This is a genomic window from Kitasatospora sp. NPDC059408, assembly GCF_042751525.1.
In the GTDB taxonomy this organism is placed as follows: Bacteria; Actinomycetota; Actinomycetes; order Streptomycetales; family Streptomycetaceae; genus Kitasatospora.
On sequence record NZ_JBHYWI010000003.1, the window covers coordinates 162,590 to 181,293 of the forward strand.

20 protein-coding genes and 1 pseudogene are annotated in these 18,704 nt (G+C 73.4%); 10 read left to right on the forward strand and 11 right to left on the reverse strand.

The window, feature by feature from the left end:
• Nucleotides 1-231 precede the first annotated feature (231 nt).
• From ACFXDE_RS04360 to ACFXDE_RS04395, 8 genes and pseudogenes are all read right to left on the reverse strand, one after another.
• A complete protein-coding gene (locus ACFXDE_RS04360) occupies nt 232-1,605 on the reverse strand; it encodes a hypothetical protein (RefSeq protein ID WP_380490758.1) in 1,374 nt (457 codons plus the stop codon).
• Nucleotides 1,606-1,912: 307 nt separating this feature from the next.
• Nucleotides 1,913-2,047: a hypothetical protein gene (locus ACFXDE_RS04365; RefSeq protein WP_380490760.1), complete on the reverse strand. Its 135-nt coding sequence runs from the start codon at nt 2,045-2,047 to the stop codon at nt 1,913-1,915.
• A 353-nt stretch (nt 2,048-2,400) separates the two neighbouring features.
• Complete coding sequence (locus ACFXDE_RS04370) at nt 2,401-2,637, reverse strand: hypothetical protein (protein ID WP_380490762.1); 237 nt, start codon at nt 2,635-2,637, stop codon at nt 2,401-2,403.
• A gap of 251 nt (nt 2,638-2,888) precedes the next feature.
• A complete protein-coding gene (locus ACFXDE_RS04375; protein WP_380490764.1) occupies nt 2,889-4,001 on the reverse strand; it encodes an RCC1 domain-containing protein in 1,113 nt (370 codons plus the stop codon).
• Between the two features lie 166 nt (nt 4,002-4,167).
• Nucleotides 4,168-4,272, reverse strand: a pseudogene (locus ACFXDE_RS04380) (DUF397 domain-containing protein); the annotation flags it as partial.
• Nucleotides 4,273-4,305: 33 nt separating this feature from the next.
• Nucleotides 4,306-4,758 (reverse strand): hypothetical protein, encoded by a 453-nt coding sequence (locus ACFXDE_RS04385; RefSeq protein WP_380490766.1) that lies wholly within the window; start codon nt 4,756-4,758, stop codon nt 4,306-4,308.
• 266 nt (nt 4,759-5,024) lie between these two features.
• Nucleotides 5,025-5,879, reverse strand: coding sequence for an alpha/beta fold hydrolase (locus ACFXDE_RS04390; protein ID WP_380490768.1), 855 nt, complete (start codon nt 5,877-5,879; stop codon nt 5,025-5,027).
• A gap of 72 nt (nt 5,880-5,951) precedes the next feature.
• Entirely contained in the window at nt 5,952-6,845 is an 894-nt protein-coding gene (locus ACFXDE_RS04395) for a LysR family transcriptional regulator (RefSeq protein WP_380490771.1), read from the reverse strand.
• Between the two features lie 111 nt (nt 6,846-6,956).
• Between ACFXDE_RS04395 and ACFXDE_RS04400 the strand changes: the two genes are divergently transcribed.
• Complete coding sequence (locus ACFXDE_RS04400; protein ID WP_380490773.1) at nt 6,957-8,045, forward strand: alcohol dehydrogenase catalytic domain-containing protein; 1,089 nt, start codon at nt 6,957-6,959, stop codon at nt 8,043-8,045.
• A 7-nt stretch (nt 8,046-8,052) separates the two neighbouring features.
• Here the strand turns inward: ACFXDE_RS04400 and ACFXDE_RS04405 are convergent, their stop codons facing one another.
• Nucleotides 8,053-8,508 (reverse strand): Imm63 family immunity protein, encoded by a 456-nt coding sequence (locus ACFXDE_RS04405; RefSeq protein ID WP_380490775.1) that lies wholly within the window; start codon nt 8,506-8,508, stop codon nt 8,053-8,055.
• 247 nt (nt 8,509-8,755) lie between these two features.
• On the opposite strand from ACFXDE_RS04405, the gene ACFXDE_RS04410 reads away from it, so the two are divergent.
• The 3 genes from ACFXDE_RS04410 to ACFXDE_RS04420 all read left to right on the forward strand — a co-directional run bounded on the left by ACFXDE_RS04410 (nt 8,756) and on the right by ACFXDE_RS04420 (nt 11,706).
• A complete protein-coding gene (locus ACFXDE_RS04410) occupies nt 8,756-9,586 on the forward strand; it encodes an isocitrate lyase/phosphoenolpyruvate mutase family protein (protein WP_380490777.1) in 831 nt (276 codons plus the stop codon).
• Nucleotides 9,587-9,669: 83 nt separating this feature from the next.
• Entirely contained in the window at nt 9,670-10,728 is a 1,059-nt protein-coding gene (locus ACFXDE_RS04415) for a methyltransferase (RefSeq protein ID WP_380490779.1), read from the forward strand.
• Nucleotides 10,729-10,884: 156 nt separating this feature from the next.
• Complete coding sequence (locus ACFXDE_RS04420; protein ID WP_380490781.1) at nt 10,885-11,706, forward strand: lipase family protein; 822 nt, start codon at nt 10,885-10,887, stop codon at nt 11,704-11,706.
• Between the two features lie 230 nt (nt 11,707-11,936).
• Here the strand turns inward: ACFXDE_RS04420 and ACFXDE_RS04425 are convergent, their stop codons facing one another.
• Nucleotides 11,937-12,620, reverse strand: coding sequence for a DUF6215 domain-containing protein (locus ACFXDE_RS04425; RefSeq protein WP_380490783.1), 684 nt, complete (start codon nt 12,618-12,620; stop codon nt 11,937-11,939).
• Between the two features lie 274 nt (nt 12,621-12,894).
• Here ACFXDE_RS04425 and ACFXDE_RS04430 point away from each other — a divergent pair, with 274 nt between their 5' ends.
• A complete protein-coding gene (locus ACFXDE_RS04430; RefSeq protein WP_380490785.1) occupies nt 12,895-13,344 on the forward strand; it encodes a hypothetical protein in 450 nt (149 codons plus the stop codon).
• 190 nt (nt 13,345-13,534) lie between these two features.
• On the opposite strand, the gene ACFXDE_RS04435 is transcribed toward ACFXDE_RS04430, so the two are convergent.
• Nucleotides 13,535-14,272 (reverse strand): isochorismatase family protein, encoded by a 738-nt coding sequence (locus ACFXDE_RS04435; RefSeq protein ID WP_380490787.1) that lies wholly within the window; start codon nt 14,270-14,272, stop codon nt 13,535-13,537.
• A gap of 48 nt (nt 14,273-14,320) precedes the next feature.
• Here ACFXDE_RS04435 and ACFXDE_RS04440 point away from each other — a divergent pair, with 48 nt between their 5' ends.
• From ACFXDE_RS04440 to ACFXDE_RS04460, 5 genes are all read left to right on the forward strand, one after another.
• Nucleotides 14,321-14,689: a hypothetical protein gene (locus ACFXDE_RS04440; RefSeq protein WP_380490789.1), complete on the forward strand. Its 369-nt coding sequence runs from the start codon at nt 14,321-14,323 to the stop codon at nt 14,687-14,689.
• A 50-nt stretch (nt 14,690-14,739) separates the two neighbouring features.
• The gene (locus tag ACFXDE_RS04445; protein ID WP_380490791.1) at nt 14,740-16,014 is read left to right on the forward strand and encodes a hypothetical protein; all 1,275 of its coding nucleotides are present in this window, start codon (nt 14,740-14,742) and stop codon (nt 16,012-16,014) included.
• Nucleotides 16,015-16,338: 324 nt separating this feature from the next.
• Entirely contained in the window at nt 16,339-16,773 is a 435-nt protein-coding gene (locus tag ACFXDE_RS04450; protein ID WP_380490793.1) for a hypothetical protein, read from the forward strand.
• Nucleotides 16,774-16,914: 141 nt separating this feature from the next.
• Nucleotides 16,915-17,184, forward strand: a complete 270-nt coding sequence (locus ACFXDE_RS04455) for an SH3 domain-containing protein (protein ID WP_329925605.1) — start codon at nt 16,915-16,917, stop codon at nt 17,182-17,184.
• A 185-nt stretch (nt 17,185-17,369) separates the two neighbouring features.
• Nucleotides 17,370-18,701, forward strand: a complete 1,332-nt coding sequence (locus ACFXDE_RS04460) for an acyltransferase family protein (protein WP_380490795.1) — start codon at nt 17,370-17,372, stop codon at nt 18,699-18,701.
• The last annotated feature ends 3 nt before the right edge of the window (nt 18,702-18,704 follow it).

An 18,704-nucleotide genomic window follows, 5' to 3' on the forward strand; every position in this document is an offset into this window, starting at 1 on the left:
CGGTGGGCCGGCCCAGCCGCCCCAGGACGCCCCGGCGCAACCTCCGTTACCGGCCCTGCCCCTTCGGGCCGCCGTGCAGGCACGGCGACCGCGAGGGGTGGTCGAGGTCCGGCGGTGACGCCTGGAATGGCGGGGGGTGTGAGGAGTGCCTCTCCCTGGGCGCCGGCCACGTGGCCGACGCTCCCGGCGGCCGGAGAGGCACTCCCCGGCTCCGACGGCGGAGTCAGTGCCTCACGGGCGGCGCAGGAAGACGTCCTGGAGCGCGTTGGTGTCTCCCGGTACCAGGTTGCCGTCGTCGGCGTCGAAGATCACCGTGTCGCCGGTGGCGTCCACGGAGGGGCTGTAGGCGGCCGTGTCGCTCTGCCGGCCGTCGCGGGTCAGGCTGATCCGCTCGATCGTCCCGGTCCACAGGTCGCGGCGGAAGACGTCGGTGGCGTTGTTGGTGTCGCCGGGGACGAGGTTGTCGGCGCTGGAGTCGAAGTAGACCCAGCGGTCGTCGGCGGTCATGGCACCGCCGGAGGAGTCGGCGTCGGGGCTGGTGGTGCCGGGCAGGCCGGTGTCGACCTTGGTGGTCCTGCCGGTGGCGAGCTCGTGGACGTACACGTCGAGCCGGGTGCCGCCGTGGCCGGGCTGCCCCTGGCCGAAGGTCGCCAGGCTGTAGACGGCGTAGCGGCCGTCCCGGCTGACCCGGGCGTCGTAGGCGGCGCCGCCCAGGTGCCCGGCCTCGTCCACGCTGCCGGCGGCGGTCCTGCCGGTGTCGGCCTTCCAGACGTAGTAGGGGTAGTAGTGGGGTCCGCGCGCAAGCCCTGGGGAGGCGGCGAGGGCAGGGGCGGCCGGGAGCAGGTTGCCCGCCCGGGAGCCGAATCCGATGGTGGAGCCGTCCGCGCTGATCGTGGGGTTGAAGGAGTTGCTGTCGGCGGCCGCGCCGTTCGCGCCGAGGGTGACGAGGCGGCTGGTATGGGTCCAGCGGTCGGTGACGTAGACGTTGTTCCGGCCGCGGGTGGCGGGGCCGGGGGCGAGGTCGCCGCGATCGGAGACGTAGGCGACGTAGCGGCCGTCGCGGCTGATCGAGGGGCTCTGGGCGTCGTACGGGGTCTGGTCGTCGGTGGTGGGCAGGCCGCCCGCGGTGACGAGTTCCGTGCGGCCGGTCCAGCGGTCGCGCACGTAGACGTCGCTGCGGTGCTTCGACCCGCCGGGCAGCACGTTGGTGGCCGTGGTGCTGAACGCGACGTACCGGCCGTCACCGCTGATCGAGGCCTGGAAGGTCATGGCGTCGAGCTTGGCGCCGTCGTCGGCGACGCTGACCCGCTCGACGTGGCCGTTGCGCAGGTCTTTCACGTAGATCTCGGTGTTGTTCGGAGTGCCGCCCTGGGGCAGCAGGTTGGTGGCCGTGGACGAGAAGAGCGCGGAGCGGCCGTCGTCGCTCAGCCCGAGCGCGGTCGAGTAGCCGTCGAGCTGCTCGCCCTTGGCGCCTTCGCTGACGCGGGCGGTGTCGCCCTTGGGTGGGCGGGCCTCGGCGGACGGCGTCGCGGCGCCGACCGCGAGGGCGACCGCCAGGACGGCGGCGGCGCGCGCCGACCGGCGGCGGGTGCGGGCGGTGGTCATGGAACGTCCTCCCCTGATGACGGTGCCGGGCTCCGATGCCCCCGCGGCCCGGCTCGGCAAGAGCCAAGCGCTGCGGCCGACTTGTGGTCAACGGCCGGGCCGGTGGTCGGCCGGAATTCCGGCCGAAACCTCCCCCTCCGGTACGACCCGGCCAGTCGTACCGGAGGGGGAGTGCCGCTACGGGCGCCAGACCACCGCGAGGTGGCGGGTGACCCAGGGCTGGGGGTGGAGGCTCCGGACCCCGACGATCAGGCCCGAATTGTTGATGAACCGGGCGTAGCCGTTGCACCCCTCGCGCTGGTGTGGTTCAGGCCGAGCGAGCGCGGACGACGAGGAACGGCGGCAGCCCGGCTCGCTGCGGGCGCCGGGCCGCGACGTGGGCGGTCGGCGTCGGCCCGGTGACGGCCTCCAGGGTGAAGCCGTGCCGGAGCAGCGCAGCCAAGTACGTGGCCAGGGTGCGGTGTTGGTTGCCGGCCCGGCGGACGGCCCGGGGATTGTCGGAGCGCCGGGAACCCTTCGGCGAGGTAGTCGCCCACGACCCTGCGGGCGGTGCCGTCGGTGGCGGTCGTCCAGGAGGCGTGGGGTGCTTCGAAGCAGGGGCGGGGGATGCCGAAGGCCGGCGTGCCCCGGGGTACCAGCACGCGCCGCACGGCCGCGAGCGCGGCGTCGAGGTCGGGCACGTGGTTCAGGGACAGTCCGGCGACCGGTACCTGCCGGGCACCTCCACCGGCTTTCCCTGCGCGGGGCGTCGGAGTCACTCCGACGGACAGCCCGATCCCCCGGCCCCTGAAGGGGTCAGGGCTCGATCGGGTACCGGTTGTCCCGACTCCAGGCGAGGCGGGCCCGGAGGTCGTCGAGGTGTCCTTCGGCGACCCGGGTGGCCTGGGGCCGGTGGCCCTGTTCGACCAGGCGCCGGACGGCGGCGAACACCTTCAGGCGGTGGCGCCGGTCGGGCGGCTGCGGGTGGCGCAGCCACCGCACACACTGGACGTCGTCGCGGAACGGTGCCGCGTATTCGAGGGCGTACGCCACGTCGTGCAGCCGTGGTGCCGGACGTGCGTGGTCCCAGTCGATGGCACCAGCGCCGACTTCGGGTGCATCTACCCGATGCGCGGCGACCGGACCTGCGGGCCGGTGGTGACGCCTTCCTCCCCGTGAACCGGGGGGAGGGGGCGGCGCCGCCCGTACAGGGATGGGTGTGGGCGGTACACGGGGCCTCTGTCGGGTGGGAGGTTCGGTGTCCCTGGCCCCGGCCGTGACAGGGCCGAGGCCAGGGAGCCGGTCTAGTTGGCGAGGCTGAAGTCGCCGCCGACGGGCGCGGCGATCTTGTCGACACCGGTGAGGGCGGTGAGGGAGGTGACCGGGCTGCTGCTGTCCTCGGTCGTGCCGTTGGCGAGTTGGCCGGAGCCGTTGGCGCCCCAGGACCGGACGGTGTGGTCGCCGAGCAGGACGATGCTGTGTTCCCGTCCGCCGGCCACCAGTCGGACGCCGGTCAGGCCCGGCACCGGGACGGGGGTGATGCGGTAGTCGGTGGTGCCGTCGCCGATCTGGCCGGAGGTGTTCTGTCCCCAGGCCTTCAGCTTGTTGTCGCTGTCGGTGACGGCCATGCTGTGGTTGCCGCCGGCGGCGATCTGCGAGACCCCGCCGAGCCAGATGCCCTGCGTGTCCACCGGGGTGTAGCGGGTGATGGTGCTGTTGTCCCCGAGCTGGCCGGTGGCGTTGTAGCCCCAGGCCTTCACCGCGTTGCCGCTGCTGCCCTTTGCCCCGACCAGGGCGATGTTGTGGTTGCAGCCGGCTGCGATCAAGGTCACGCCGGTCAGGCCACCGACCGGCGAGGGGATGTTGCGGCTGGCCGAAGTGCCGTCGCCGAGCTGGCCGTTGATGTTGTAGCCCCAGGCCCAGACGGTGCCGTCCTCGCGCAGCGCGATGCTGTGGTTGAGGCCGGCGGCGATCGCGATCACCTTGTCGAGGCCCTCGACCCGGACCGGGACGCTGCTGTCCGCGTTCGTGTCGTTGCCGAGCTGGCCGTAGTTGTTGCGCCCCCAGGCCACGACGGTCTGATCGGCGAGCAGGGCCATGCTGTGCGCACCGCCCGCAGTGATGTCGGTGACGTTGGCGAGGTTGACGACCTGTCCGGGCGCGTTGTGGCTGAAGACCGAGCCGTCGCCGAGCTGGCCGGAGCCGTTGTTGCCCCAGGTCTGCACGGTGCGGTCGGTGAGGAGTGCCAGGCCGTGGCCGTTGGCGGCACCGGCGCCACCTGCGGCGATCTTCACCACCTCGGCGCTGGTCAGCCCGAGCACGGTGGTCGCGGTGGTGCGGAAGTCGGTCCAGGTGCCGTCGCCGAGTTGTCCGGCACGGTTGTTGCCCCAGGCCTTCAGCCGCTTCTCCTGCGCCATCGGACATCTCCCCTGCGAGTCGATGGGCCGCCCGTGCGGTCCACTCCCGCGCATCCTCCACGAGGGTTCAGGGGATTTTGGCGAGGCCATGGCGATCTTCACCCGGACGAGTGAAGATCGCCATGGCCTCGCGGTGCCCGCACAAGTGCGGCTTGTCGGGCCGGAGTTAGAGGGCGCGGGCGAAGCCGACGAAGGCCTTCCAGGCGTCCGGCTCGAACGTCGGCTGCGGGCCGCTTCTGTCCTTGGAGTCGCGCACGTGGACGACGGGGGAACCGTGACGTGCTCTCGGTCTGCCCGCGTCTCGTCAGTGCGGCGGCTGATGCCCCTTGCGTGACTGGAGGTAGCCCCCGCGTCGTCGAAGCTGCTGTTGTTGCGCCCGCTCGGCCTCTGCCTGGTCCTGGCGCCGGGCGTTGGCGCCCGGGGCCTCGGGGGCGGACGGGGGCTGGGGAATCCTCGGATCGCCGGGCCGTTGAGGAGGCGACGCGTCCCCGTCCCAGGTGCGTCCGTCGGGCTGCCACACGTCCTGAGGCGGCAGTGCGGCCGGCCCCCCGGCTCGGCCGCCGGTGATCCACCGGCGCAATGCGAAGCAGACGACGAGTGGCCAGAGCAGCACCGCGAGCAGCCACAGCATGAGGACCGTGGACCAGGACGACCCGTGGGTCAGGGAATCCGGCAGAACCGATGCCATCGTCATCAGCAGCACGAGCAGCGCGAACCAGGTGCCGGCGACCACGGCCGCCGCACGGAGACACCCCATGAGTCCCCCTTCGTGTCAGCGTCGGCATGTGAGCACCGCCGGTTGCAACTGATGTCCCACCGTTGCTTCTTACTCCTGAGGCGGCAGCACGCACAACGAGTTTTGCGCGCTCACGGACGGGGCGGCGGCACGGCGCTTCGCCCTCGCACGCAGGAAGTCGACCGGCCCGACTTTCTGCGCACCAGGCGGGCGGGCGGGCGGACAGGACGGAAACGGTGAACTTCATCGGGGTGTGCCCGTTGACGGCCGAGACCGACCGGATGGCCTCACAGCGCCAGCATCGCCTTCGCCGCCTCCTCGGCGGTCGCGTCGGGGAGCGCGGTCGCGGCCTCCTCCAGCACGAGCAGCCGTGCGCCGGGGATCTCGCGTGCGAGCGCCTCGCCGTTGCCGACCGGGAAGAACGGGTCGCGGCGGCCGTGCACCACCAGCGCCGGGACGGCGATCTCGCCGAGGCGCTCGCGCCAGCGCGGCGTGCAGTCGAGCCTGGCGAACACCATGCCCAGCTGGTTGGCCATCTGGACCGCGGGCGCCGTGCCCGGGGTGCGGTCGAAGATGCGCTCGGCCCTCGTGCGTGCCGCGGCGGGGTCGTCGCCGCGGATCTCGGCGCCGGCGGCGGCGTACTGCGCCACGGCGGCGCGGTCGGACCAGTCGGGCAGGGCGAGCGCGAACCGCCGCTCCCTCGTCGCCGGGTCGTGGTCGGGCAGGTCGTCGTCGACCGGGCCGGGGGCGACGGGCCGGGTCCCGACGAGGGTGAGTGCCGAGAACGCCTTCGGGTGGTCGAGCGCGGCGACCTGGGCGACCATCCCGCCGACGCCGATGCCCGCCAGGTGCGCCGGCCGGTCGTCGAGGCCGCGGGCGAGCGCGGCGGCGTCGGCGGCGAGGTCGCGCAGCGTGTACGCCGGCGCCTCGGGGTCGACGGTCGTGGACGCGCCGGAGTCGCGCAGGTCGTAGCGCACGACGTGACGTCCGCCGCGGGCGAGCGCGTGGCAGAGCGCGTCGGGCCAGGAGAGCATGGTCGTGCCGCCCACGAGCAGCACGAGCGGCGCCGCCGCGTCGCCGAAGTGCTCGACCCCGAGCGTCACGCCGTCGGGCGTGCGGAACGTGCGGACCGTCGAGTGCATCGTCAACCTCCGGTACGGGTACGGGTACGGGTAAGGGAGCGCGGGCCACGCTACTCGCGCTTCGGTCCTGATTCAGACGGCCGACGCGATCGCCCGGGTGACGGCCGTGATCGCCGGGGTGGGGCGCCCGGGCAGGCGGGCCACGAGCACCCGGCGGACCTCGGCGGGCGCGCCGTCGACGCGCAGCAGGCTCACCCCGGGCGGCAGCAGCGGCGCGAGCCCGGACGGCACCGTCGTCACGCCGAAGCCGCCGGCGACCAGGCGGAGCTTCGTCAGCCAGTCGCGGGCGGCGTGGACGACGCGCGGCCGTCCCGGCAGGCCGGGCCAGACGCCGAGCAGCGGCTCGGAGCTTGACGACGGGGTGGCGATCCACCCGGCGTGGACCAGTTCGTCGACGTGGACCGTGCCGCGCCCGGCGAACTCCCCGGTCGACGGCACCGCCACCACGAGTTCGGTGTCCGCGACGGTCTCGACGTGCAGGCGCGGCGACTCCCCGTCCAAGGGGCGGTGGGGTGGGCGGGACGTGAGCACGGCGAGGTCGAGCGAGCCGGCACGCAACGCCCGGACCAGGGCGGGCGTGGTGCCCTCGCTCGTGGTGACCGTGATCCGCGGGTCGGCCGCCGCGAGGCGGGCGAGGGCGGCGGGGAGGATCGCGGCGCCCGCGCTCAGGAACACCCCGAGCCGTACGAGCTCGGCCTGCGGGGCGGCGCCGGTGAGCTCGCGCTCGGCCGCCGCGAGCGAGGCCAGGACCGTGTGGGCGTGCCGCAGCAGGGTCAGGCCGGCGGGGGTGAGCCGCACCCCGTCCGGGCGGCGTTCGAACAGGGTGGTGCCCGCGCTGCGTTCGAGGGCGGCGGCCTGGCGGGAGACGGCCGACTGCGTGTAGCCGAGCCGCGTGGCCGCCGCGGTGAAGCTGCCGGACTCGGCGATCTGCCGTAGGACCCGCAGTCCCGTGCTGGAGATGTCCATGCGGCCTACGCATACCACGGATGCCGATTCTTCGCTTCCGGCATGCCCGCCCGGCTCCTAGGGTCGATCGCAGGAGCACGGACGAGTGCGGACGGACACGGAGGTCATGACGTGCGAGCAGCGGTTCTCACGCGGTTCGGCGCACCGCTCACGGTGCGGGAGGTGCCCGACCCCGAGGCCGGCGGCGGCGAGGTGGTGGTCGAGGTCCTCGCCGCCTCCGTGGCGCCCTATGCGGCCGAGGTCTTCGACGGCAGGCGGAGGTACCCCCTCGTCCCGCCCGTCGTGCCCGGGATCGGCGGCATCGGGCGGATCGTCCACGTCGGCCCGGACGCCACCCGGCTGCGCGTCGGCGACCTGGTGTGGTGCGACTCGACGGTGCGCTCGCGGGACGACGCCCTGACGCCCGACATCACGCTCCAGGGCTGGAGTTCACGCGGCGAGGGCGGCGCGCGCCTCGCCCGCCACCTGCACGACGGCTCGTTCGCCGAGCTCATGCGGGTGCCGACGGAGAACGTCTACCCGCTGCCCGCCGCGGCGGGGGAGGACCCGGCCCGCTGGGCCGCGCTCGGCGTGCACGTCATCCCGTACGGCGGGCTGCTCGCCGGCGGCCTCGCGGCCGGCGAGACGCTGCTCGTCAGCGGAGCCACCGGCAACCTCGGCAGCAGCGCGGTCGCGGTCGCGCTCGCGATGGGAGCGGGCCGCGTGATCGCCCCGGGGCGCAACCGGGCCGTGCTCGCCCTGCTGGCCGACCGCTTCGGTCCGCGGCTGGGCCCGGTCCCGCTGACCGGGGACGAGACCGCCGACCGCGCGGCGATGTCGGCGGCGGCCGGCGGCCCGATCGACCTGGTGCTCGACCTGCTCCCGCCGAGCGCCCCCAGCTCGGCGTCCCGCGCGGCGGCCATGACCGTGCGCGAGTACGGCCGCGTCGTCCTCATGGGCGGCGTCGGCATGCTCGGCGGCGAGGACCTCGCCCTCCCGTACCCGTGGATCATGCGCAACTCGGTGACCGTACGCGGGCAGTGGATGTACCCGCGCACGGCCAACATCGGCATCATCCGGCTCCTCACCTCGGGCACCCTGGACCTCGCCCCGGAGCGCGTCCGGTCGTTCACCCTCGACGCCGTCAACGACGCCATCGCGTACGCCGCCGCCCACGGCGGCCCCTTCGACCGCACGAGCCTTGTGCCGTTGGCTGCTTGACGTAGCGTCAGGATGTGATTGCGGCCGGCGGCGGGGGCAGTGTGGGGACGAGGTGGTGCTCACCCTCGGGCCCGAGGGTCTCGATCAGCTCCGCCCGCCACCGCTTCGCCCACTCGGGGTTGAGAGAGTGCAGCAGCGTGGCCCGGCGCTTCCACTTGGCCGCCAGATGCTTCTCCCCGGTCAGGCCCCGTTTATTCGTCCAGTGGAGGGCAAGGGATGCGGTCGCATCGGCGTACGCCCAGTACAGCAGCTCGTCGGGATCGCGGGTGGTCCGCGAGAAGCAGATCACTCCTCGTTCGAGGGCGAGGTACTGCAGCGTGCCGTCGCCGCAGACGAGGATGAACGGGCGGGCGCCGTCATGGTTCTCGAACGTCGGCCCGTCCTTCAGCCCGATGGCGGCGCCGAGTCGCGCGATCTCGGCCTCCAGGTGCCGCCGCATCCGTGCTGCCCTGTCTGTGGTCATCGTCCTCACCGTGTCGCTGCCGCCCGTGCCCGGGGCGGGGCGAAGTCTCGGCCGTCTCCGGCGCGTTCCCGACTCGCCGATCGCGATATCGGCCGGGCGCGCCGAGCATAGCCGATTCTCGTCGATCTGACGATAATTGCCCCCGGGGGCACTTCGCGGCGACGGGGACCGTGTTCGAAGCCTCTCGTGACGATGCTGTCGCAAATCCGCCAGCCGGCAGGCGACTTCCGCTGGTGGAATACCGGTCATGACTTCACAGCGCGACAGCGCAGAGCTGTTCCACGCCCTCCACGCCCCCGCCGCACCGCTGGCCCTGGCCAACGCCTGGGACGCCGCCAGCGCGCGCCTGGTCGAGGCGGCGGGGGCCCGGGCCGTCGCCACCACGAGTGCCGGTGTCGCCTGGGGACTCGGGGCCGCGGACGGCAACCGGCTCGACCGGGACCAGGCCATCGCGTTGATCGGCCGGGTGGTGGACGCGGTGTCCGTCCCGGTCACCGCCGACATCGAGAGCGGGTTCGGCGCCACCCCCGCCGAGGTCGCCGACACGGTCGCCCGGGTCATCGACGTCGGGGCCGTCGGGGTCAACATCGAGGACGGATTCCCGGTCGGCGGCTCGGTGCTGCGGCCGGTCGCCGACCAGTGCGAGCGGCTCGCCGCCACGCGCGCCGCGGCCGACGAGGCCGGCGTCCGGCTCTACGTCAACGCCCGGGTCGACACCTACCTCTTCGGCGCCGGCCCGGAGGAGACCCGCCTCCAGGAGACCCTCGACCGCGCCCGCGCCTACCTCGACGCCGGGGCCAGCGGCATCTTCGTACCCGGCGTCACCGACGTCGACGTGGTCGCCGCACTCGCCGCCGGAATCCCGGCCCCGCTGAACATCCTGGCCGGCCCCGGCGCCCCGTCCGTCGCGGAGCTCTCGAAGCTGGGCGTCGCCCGGGTCAGCCTCGGCTCCGCGGTCGCCGAGGCGGCGTACGCGGTCGTCCGGCGCGTGGCGGCGGAGCTGGCCGCCACCGGCACCTACACGGGCCTGACGGATGCCGTCGACTACGGCGAGTTCAATGCCCTGATGCGCGACTGACGGGACGTCACGGTGTGCTTACCGCCCGTGACGCCGGGCAGTATCCTGGCGCACGCACCGGAGGCCCACCTGACGGAGGACGCATGCCGAACGACGAGGACCGGACGACCGAGGACGGGGCACCGACGGCGGCGCAGGAGAGCCTGCGCCGCTCGGCCGCCTTCCTGATCGACGAGGCCCTCGGCTTCGTCTTCCCCGCCGCCCTGCGCGCCGCAGCCGAGACCGGGGTGGCCGACGCCCTCGCGGACGGCCCGGCCACCGCCGCCGAACTCGCCGCCGCCACCGGCACCGACGCCCGCAACCTGTACCGGGTGCTGCGCCTGCTCGCCACCCGGGACGTCGTCGCCGAGGACGAGCACGGCCGCTTCACGCTGACCGAAACCGGGCAGGCGCTGCGCAGCGACGTCCCGTACTCCGCGCGCAGCGCGGTGCGGATGCTCACCGACCGCACCTTCTGGCTGCCCGCGGAGCGGATGGTGCACTGCCTCACCGAGGGCACCACGGCCTTCGACGCCGTCTTCGGCAAGCCGTTCTTCGACCACTTCGCCGGGGACGCGGAGACCGCCGCCGTCTTCCACGTCGGCATGGCGGCGATGTCCGACCCGGAGAACGCCGCCATCGCGGCCGCCTGCGAACTCCCGGACAGCGGAACGGTGGTGGACGTCGGCGGCGGCCACGGCGGCCTGCTGCTGGAGGTGCTGCGCCGCAACCCCGGCCTGGAGGGCGTCCTCTACGACCGGGCGCACGTCCTGGCCGGAAACCGGTTGGACGGCGACAAGGAGATCACGGGCCGCTGGACCACGGCGGAGGGCGACTTCTTCAGCGCCGTGCCCACCGGCGACGTCCTCCTCCTCAAGCGGATCACCCACGACTGGGACGACGACGAGTGCGTCACCCTGCTCGGCCACTGCCGCCGGGCCCTGCGCCCCGGCGGCCGGCTCCTCGTCCTGGACGCCGTCGTCCCCCGGGACAACGCGCCCCACCAGGCGAAGAGCCTGGACCTGATGATGATGATCTCCCTCACGGGCCGCGAGCGCACCGAGGCGGACTTCGCGGAGCTCTTCGACCGTGCCGGGCTGCGCCTGTCCCGGATCCTCTCCACCCCGACGGTGCTGTCCGTGGTCGAGGCCGTCCCGGTGTGATGCCGCTGCGGGCGGGTGTTCCGGCAAGCGGCATGCCCGTCCGTTGTGGGCTTCGAGCCTGTCCGGGTGACTCCAGGGCGCTGCCGCCCCGGCGGCGGCCGACGCTTCCGCTACGAACGAGGGGCACTGTCCCACCGGAGAGAGGAAGCTCCCACCGTGGCCGTACCCATCACCTTCGACCGGACCGCGACCGGTCACAGCCTCGCCCACGCCTACTGCCTGGCCAGAGCCGCGGCCCTCGCCTATCAGGACGACACCGCCATCGACCGACAGGCCCGGGACTGGGGCTTCGACACGGTGCGCCACCACGAGACCCGGTTCACCCCGCCGTTCCCGCTGCAGGACACCCAGGCGTACACCATGGCGAGCGACCGGATGATCGTCATCGCCTTCCGCGGCACCGAACCCAAGGAGATCCGCGACTGGCTCACCGACTCCAGCACCCCACCCTGGCCCGGGCCCGGCGGCACCGGCTACGTCCACTTCGGCTTCGCCGAGGCCCTCGAATCGGTCTTCCCCGACGTCCGCAAGGCCATCGGCGAGCTGCGCACCGACGACCAGAGCATCTGGTTCACCGGTCACAGCCTCGGCGGCGCCCTGGCGATGCTCGCCGCCGCCCGCCTCACCCTGGAGGACCCGCGGCTGACCGCCGACGGCGTGGTCACCTTCGGCCAGCCCCGCACGTGCGACCGCATGCTCACCGCGGCGTACAACAAGGCGCTCAAGGGCCGCAGTTACCGCTTCGTCAACAACAACGACATCGTCCCCCAGCTCCCGCCCGAGCCGGCCTTCACCCACACCGACGCCCTGCGCTTCATCGATTCCACCGGCACCGTTCACGAGGGCGCCAGCAGCCTCCTTTCGGGCATCGCCAACCGTGCCAGGGGCCTGACAGCCGCGGCCTTCGAGCCTACGGGCGAGGGCGTGCGCGACCACCTGATGCGCAACTACCTGGCGGCACTGGAGAAGAACCTGTGAGTTCACGGCCCGGGCCGCCCTCGCACGGCTGACCGGCCGTCCGCCGCCGACAGCCGTGCGCACCCCGCGGCGGGTGTCGGCGGCGCGGGGCAGTGGGGCGGCCGTCACACCCGCGTTCTGCCGGGCGACCCGGGGGCGAGGACCACGCCGCGCTGACGCGCTTGTGCGAGCCCGCGTCGGACGGCGCCGTGCCTGTGTGACGACGTTCTCCGTCGGTGCCCCGGGCGACGCTACTGCGTGGGGACCCAGCCCGGGAGGGTCGGCAGGACCGTCTCGGCGACCCGGCGCAGGTCGGCGTCGTCGGGGGTCCCGCCGTCCTGCCGGAAGAGGGAGAACTGGTAGGCCTTGCCGGTGGAGTCCTTGGGGTTCGTCGCGACGGTCAGGTTCCGGGTGGCGGGGCCTTGCTTGTCCTTGCCGCCGAAGAGCGCGAGCGCGTGGCCCGAGGACGTCACCGCGGGGTGCCCGAGGACGGTGACGCGCTCGGTGTTCGGACTGTCGCCCAGGGACGAGACGGCCCACGGGGCGTCGCTGACGGCGACGACGTAGTGCTCCAGGCGCACCTCCGCGATCGCGAGTCCGTCCGAGAGTCCGGGTGCGGCGTTCGACACGTGGTCGTTCGGGGTGCCGAGCAGGGCCGGCAGGTCGGGGCGGTTGAGGGCGGCGCACAGGGCCGCGTACTCGGGCGGGCCGGCGGGCCCGGGCCCGCTGCAGACCGCCTGCGTCCGGTGCGGCTTGAGGACGCCCGTCGCCCAGAGACCGGCCGTGGTGACGGTGGCCAGCAGGACGACGCCGCATGTGACCAGCAGGACGCGGGTCATCTTGTCGGGGCCGCTGTTGTTCTCGGTCGTGGCCTCGGTCTCGGTGGCCTGGGTCTCGGTCGTGGCCTCGGCCTCGGTCTTGGTACCGGTTTCCATCGGTGGGTCCCCTTTCCCGGGAAGCTCGTTCTCGACCGCTCGGGGGCCCGTGAACGGAGATGATCTTACGTCCCCGCCCTCGCGCTCACGTACGACTGCGCTGGTCAGCCCGCCCGATCAGGGGATCGACGCCCGTCCGACACCCGCCCGACGGCCGGACGGGGCACACGACAGGGCGCACTGTAGCGCTCCGCACCGGCAGTCGTGCAACGGGTCGTCAACAGAATCCGCGGTTCCCCTCCCGCGCCGGCCGTCTGCGGTCGATCATGCAGGAGTGCCGAACGACGACGCCCTGCCCACGCCACCCCCACCCACCACCTGGTCCGACCGCCACGCACGGCACATCGTCCGCTGCGCACGCGAGTTGTCCCTTTGGGGATACGACTGGGCCGAGGGGATCCCCGACGCGCAGGACCTCGCGATCCTGCTGCGCCGGACTGCGGCGGAGGCCCGCAGTTCGCAGGTCAGCCGGTCGATGACCGAGGCCGGGGCGCTGCTCGGCGTGGCGGCGGCCGCGGCGGAAGCGGCCGCGCGGTGGGACCGGCCGGTGTGCGCCGCGTCCGTCCCCCTGTCCGCCTGGCACCTGCGTCGTGCCGCGGCGAACCTGGTGGCGGCGCGGGGGGTGTTGGCGGCCGGTGCGGCATCAAGCGGCCCGACGTTCCTGCCGCCGCAGCGCGTGGCGCCGTGTGACGGTCCGGTGCCGGGGCCGAGACCGAGCCGATGATCGGCGGTCAACCTCCGGGCGCACCACCGTTGTCACCCGGGCGAGTGACGACCGGGGCGGTGCGCAGCCTGTGGGTGCGGTGGACGGCCCTGTGCCGGAACTCCGGGTCCCCGGCCGGCATGCGGCCGATGTGGCACGGCCCGGCCCGGGGCCGCTGTGCGTACGCCCGGGTCGTCGAACCCGACCCGCTTCACGGCGTCATGCCGGCCTCCGGTGCGGCGGCGACGGAAGGTCCCGGGTACCCCGCCCCGATCAGGTCGAGGACCTCGGCGGTGGGGCGCACGTCGGCGAAGGACCGGTACAGGGTCAGCAAGGTGGCGTTGTGGACCTCGTCGCTGCGGGTCGCCGTTCCGTCGGCCACCACGACCACGCGCAGGCCGAGGGTGAAGGCGTCGCGCGCCGACCCGGCCACGCACACGTCGGTCACGACCCCGCATACCAGCACGGTGTCGATGCCGCGCTCGGCCAGCAGACCGGGCAGCGGGCAGAAGCCGGGGAAGAAGGCGCTGATCGCGTCTTTCTCGACGATCAGGTCCCGCTCCTCGTCCACCGTGAACTCGGGCCGCAGGCGCCCGGCGAGCGGGCCGCTGCCCCCGGAGGTCCGGTAGAGCTCGGCGACCCGGGGCCCGTAGAACTCCTCGCGGGCCGCCGTCGGCCCACCCGCCCCCGGCAGCACCCAGGCCACGAGGCCGCCGGCGCGCCGCAGGGCGTCCGCCAGGGCCTGGATCTGCGGGACGACGCCGCGGGCGTACGGCCCGTCGAAGAACGGCACCATGTCGATCACCACCAGGGCGGTGCGGACCGGATCGAGCCGGGTGTAGGCGTGCCGGCTGCCGCGGCGCTCCTCCTGGCGCGCGTACTCCCGCTCCGGGATCGACCAGGCGTGCAGGCGGACGGCGGCGTCGGGGACATCGGCGGGCAGGCTCAAGGCGGGACTCCTTCGGGCCGGTGGGCTGTGTGCGGGGCAGGAGCTGTCGTGGTCGGTGCGCCGATCCTGGCAGTGTCCGGGCTCGCGCGCCGGAAGGTCTGCAGAGTTGTCATCACTTCGAGTTGGCTCGGCGTCCTGACCACGGATGGGCGTGCGGTGGTGAAGGACGGTGGTCCGGCGGGGAGTTGGGTGGATGAGACGAATGGCGTGAAGCGGCTGCGTTTGTCGGGGAACTGGATCGGGGTGAGGTTCAACGACGGTGCGGCGTGGGTGAAGGAGGGGGATCTGTACGCGGCGTGGACGCCGGAGACGAACAACGTCGCGGATCTCCGGCTCGGCCGTGCCGCCGGCCGCAGCACTCGACGAGTGACCGCGGCCGGCCCCGGCGCATTTCCCGGTATTGTCCCGCCGATTTAAACATTCGCGGCGGTATTCAAATTTCCGGTCGCCCTTTCTACTCTCCGGATATGGCGAACGGCGTTTTCCACACCGCGTACGGCATCGAGATCAACCTGACCCTGCCCGACCTCGGACATCCCGACCGGCCCGGCCTGCTGGCGGAGATCACCGCTCCGATCGACCGGCGCGAGCGCGAGTTGCTGGAGTGCCTTGAGCACCACCGCGACGGCTATTGCCAGGCCGAGGAGGACGATCGTGCTCCCTGGATGACGATCCGCCGGAGAACCGTCGGCGGCCGTACCGTGTGGGTGGCCGCCCACCTTCCGGTGCGTCACATTCCCACCGCCGAGGAGAGCGCGAAGCAGGACGCGATGAAGGAACGCATCGCGCGCGCGGCGGAGCGTCACGGCCTGCGCGCGGAGGTCGAGGCGCGGGCGGCCGACGGCCGGATCCGCACCGACGTCCTCGTCACCGGCGAGTCGGGCCTGCGGATCGGCTGGGAGGCCCAGTACGCGCCCATCAGCGCCGAGACGGTGCGCCGGCGCTCCCGCAGGGCCGCGGAGCACGGGATCGTCCCGCTGTGGGTGACCGACACCGATCGGTCCGCCGCCGTCGAGCGGGCGCCGTGGGCCCGGGTCGACAACTTCGGCTGGCGGGAGATCGCCTCCTCGCTCGCGATGGTGGTCCGCGCGGGGGTGCGGCACCTGCAGCAGTGGAAGTGCCTGCCGAGCAGCGAGCGGCCCTGCCCGGTCAACGGGAGCTTCTGCAATCGCTTCCACACCGGGTGGTACCTCCCGGCGCTGTGCCTGCCGGCCAAGCCGCCCACCGAGGTCGACGAGCTCGTCGTGGCCAGTGCCGACGGCGAGTTCGTGCCGATGCGGGTGCCGAGCCAGAGCGACCCGCGTTCCGTCTCACGGATGTGGGTGCCCGCGGCCGACCGGGACCGGTGGCACGAGGCCTTCGGTCCGGACGACGAGGAGGAAGGCGCCGTCGATCAGCCGGCCCCCGACGCCGGGATCACCTACACCCGCCAGGCGCTCGACCCGACCTGCCGCTACGGCGAGGAGACCTTCACCTTCGACGACCCCCGCCCCCGGCACGGGAACTCCGCGGGCGCCGGCCTGCACACGCTCGACGAGGTCCCCGAGAGACTGTTCAGAGTGCCCCGCCAGGAGCGCAGGCTCGTCGTGACCGAGCCCCAGCGCGAAGCCGCCGCCGTCGCGCACGGCTGCGAGGCGTGGCAGGTCGGTCCGTGCGCCGGGTGCGGGTCGCCGATCCACCGCTACGGCGCCCGCGGTGTCCACGCGTGCGCGGGGTGCCGCACGCGCGTGGCGGGGCGGTGACGGCCGGGGCCGCGCCGACGCCCCGCCACCGCACGCCCGGGGCGCGCCGCACCGAACGCGCGCCGTCGCCGGCCCCCAACGCGCCGCGGAACGGGGGCGAACCGGCCCGGTCGGCGACCTGCTACGCGCAGGTGGTGTGCGGGCCGATGACGCCGGTGGTGAACCGGATGGGCTTCCCGCTCTCCCGAGGCGTCCCCTCGACCGAGCACGGGCGCTGAGTGCACGCTCCGGCCGCGCGGCCGGCCGGTCGCCGGGCCGTCACCCGACCCGGCTCGCCTCCGCCGGTGCCAGTAGACGGCGCAGGGCGGTCGGGGTGTGGCCGAGGTGGCGGCGGAGCGTGCGGGTGAGGTGGGCCTGGTCGGCGCCGCACTCGCGGTCACCGCGGTCACCCTGCCCACCCAGCCCCTCGGTGCACTCGGCCGGCCGGCTACCTGGCAGTCCGACGCGACGGCCGACACCGTCCGGGACGTCCTGCGCCGGATCCCGGACGGCGCCCGGGTCGCCGCCGCGAACGGGCTCGCCCCCCAACTGACCGCCCGCGCCGAGGTCTACCTCTTCCCCCGCTACCCCGGCGGGCCCGGCGTGAGGCCCGAGTGGGTCGCCGCGTACGACCGGCCGCAGGACGGACTCTTCCCCGCGCGGCAGGAGGCCGACGCCGTTCGCGCGCTCGCCCCCGCCAGGCCAGGTACGCCCCGGTCCGCAGCGGCGGCGGCATCACCGTCTACCGCCTTGGTGGGGAGGGGGTGTGAAGGAGTGTGATGATCCGTCAATCAGAGCCTTCTCGCCGCCCTTTGAAGATCATGAACATGTTATGTTCTCTGGCGCCAAGATCATCTGACTTGGCGTTACATGGTTCATTGAGGAGAAACTGTGTCTTTCGCAGCACGGGGGAAGCGCACCATGGCAGCGGTCGGCCTCGCGGTCGCGGTCGCCATCGGCGGCGCTACGCTGGCCACGCCTGCCTACGCCGACGACGTCTACGGCCACTGCACCGGGGACGGTGTCCGCCTCCGCTCCGACCCGAGCACCTCGGGCGCGATCCTCGGCCTCTGCTACACCGGCCAGCGCCTGGCGCACCGCGACGTGTCCGGTGACGGCCAGTGGGACCTGGTCTACGACGTCGACAGCGGCGTCACCGGTTGGATGTCGCACGGCTACTTCAGCTGGTGACACGTCCCGCCGAGGGACCGATGACGATGTAGGGAGAGGCCGCCCCGCCCCGTGTGGCAGGGCGGCCTCGCCGTGTCCCTCCCACCCGCGGGCTCGTTGCCGTAGCAGAGTTGATGCCTGCGGCCGTCGAGCGAATCGGGAGTTGGCGGGAGATGGAACCGGCCCCGAGTACGACCGTTCCAGGAGTGCCGGTCGCGGAGGGCCCGACCGCCGGAGCCGTCCGCCGCCTCAAGGCGCTGGACGCGTTTCGCGGCACCCTCGTCGTGCTGCGCATCCTCATCGGCAGCCAGGTGGCGGAGATCGCGGCTCCCGCCCTGCTGCACGCGAAGGGCTTCGGGTTGACGGTCGCCGACCTGGTCGCTCCCGGGTTCCTGTTCATCCTGGGCATGGCGGTGCCGGTGTCCATGTCGGCCCTGCTCCGCCCCTCGGACCCGAGGGGGCCGGGTGGACGGCGGTTCCTGCCGCGCATCGTTCGCCGAACCGTCCTGCTGTACGCGATCGGCATGTTCCTCAACGCGTTTCCGTTCCTGCGGGAGGTGCTGGAGCACCTGCGGTTCGTCGGTGTGCTGCAGCGACTGGCCGTCGTGTACCTCGCGGTGTCGCTGCTGTACGTCACGTGCGCCTGGTCGGTGCGGCCCGCCGCCGGCCCGGAGGTCATCGGGGGTGCGCACCGCCCCGTGGTCCGGGTCCTCACCCGCGGGTTCCTGCTGGGCGGGTTCCCCGTCGTGTGCGTCGCCGTCTGGATCGTGGCGACGTACACCTTCCACAACCCTTGGTCCGGATGCGCCGACGTCCGCGCGCTGACGCCGGACTGTTCGCTGGAGGCCTACGTCGACACGGGTCTGTGGGGCGTCGAGCACAACTTCGACGGCGGCAGGTTCGACCCGGAGGGCCTCGTGTCGACGCTGGTGGCCGTGGTCAACTGCTGGGCGGGCCTGGTCGTCGGCATGGACATCATCCGGAACAAGCGGCGCTACGACACGGCCGGTGGCGTGCGCGGGCGAGTGTCCCTGCTGACCGGGGTCGGGGTGGCGTGCGTCGGGGCCGGCCTCGCACTGGGTCAGGTCATCCCGATCGGCAAGCAGTTGTGGACCCCGTCGTACGCCCTCGTGAGCATCGGCATCATGACCGCCGGCTTCGGCCTGGTGCTGTTGGCGTTCGACGGCGGGCTGTGGCCCTCGCCGGACAGCCCGCACGCGTCGGCCGCGCCGGCCGCGCGGAGCACCACCGCCGTCCGTCGCGGACTCGCGCCCGTGGGCGACACACTGGTGGCCCTCGGCCGCAATCCGCTGTTCTTCTACGTCCTCTCCGAACTCGTCACGGACACACTGGACTACCTCCCACTCCGGTACCACGGCGAGGAGGGGACGGTGTGGAGCGTCCTCCCCGAAGCCGGCCTCGCCCCGTGGATGCCCGCACCGCTGGCGAGCGTCGTGTGGGCGGTGCTGTGGCTGCTGCTGTTCTACGTGCCGCTCGCGCGGCTGCTCTCGTCCCGCGGCTGGTACCTCCGGGTGTGAGGG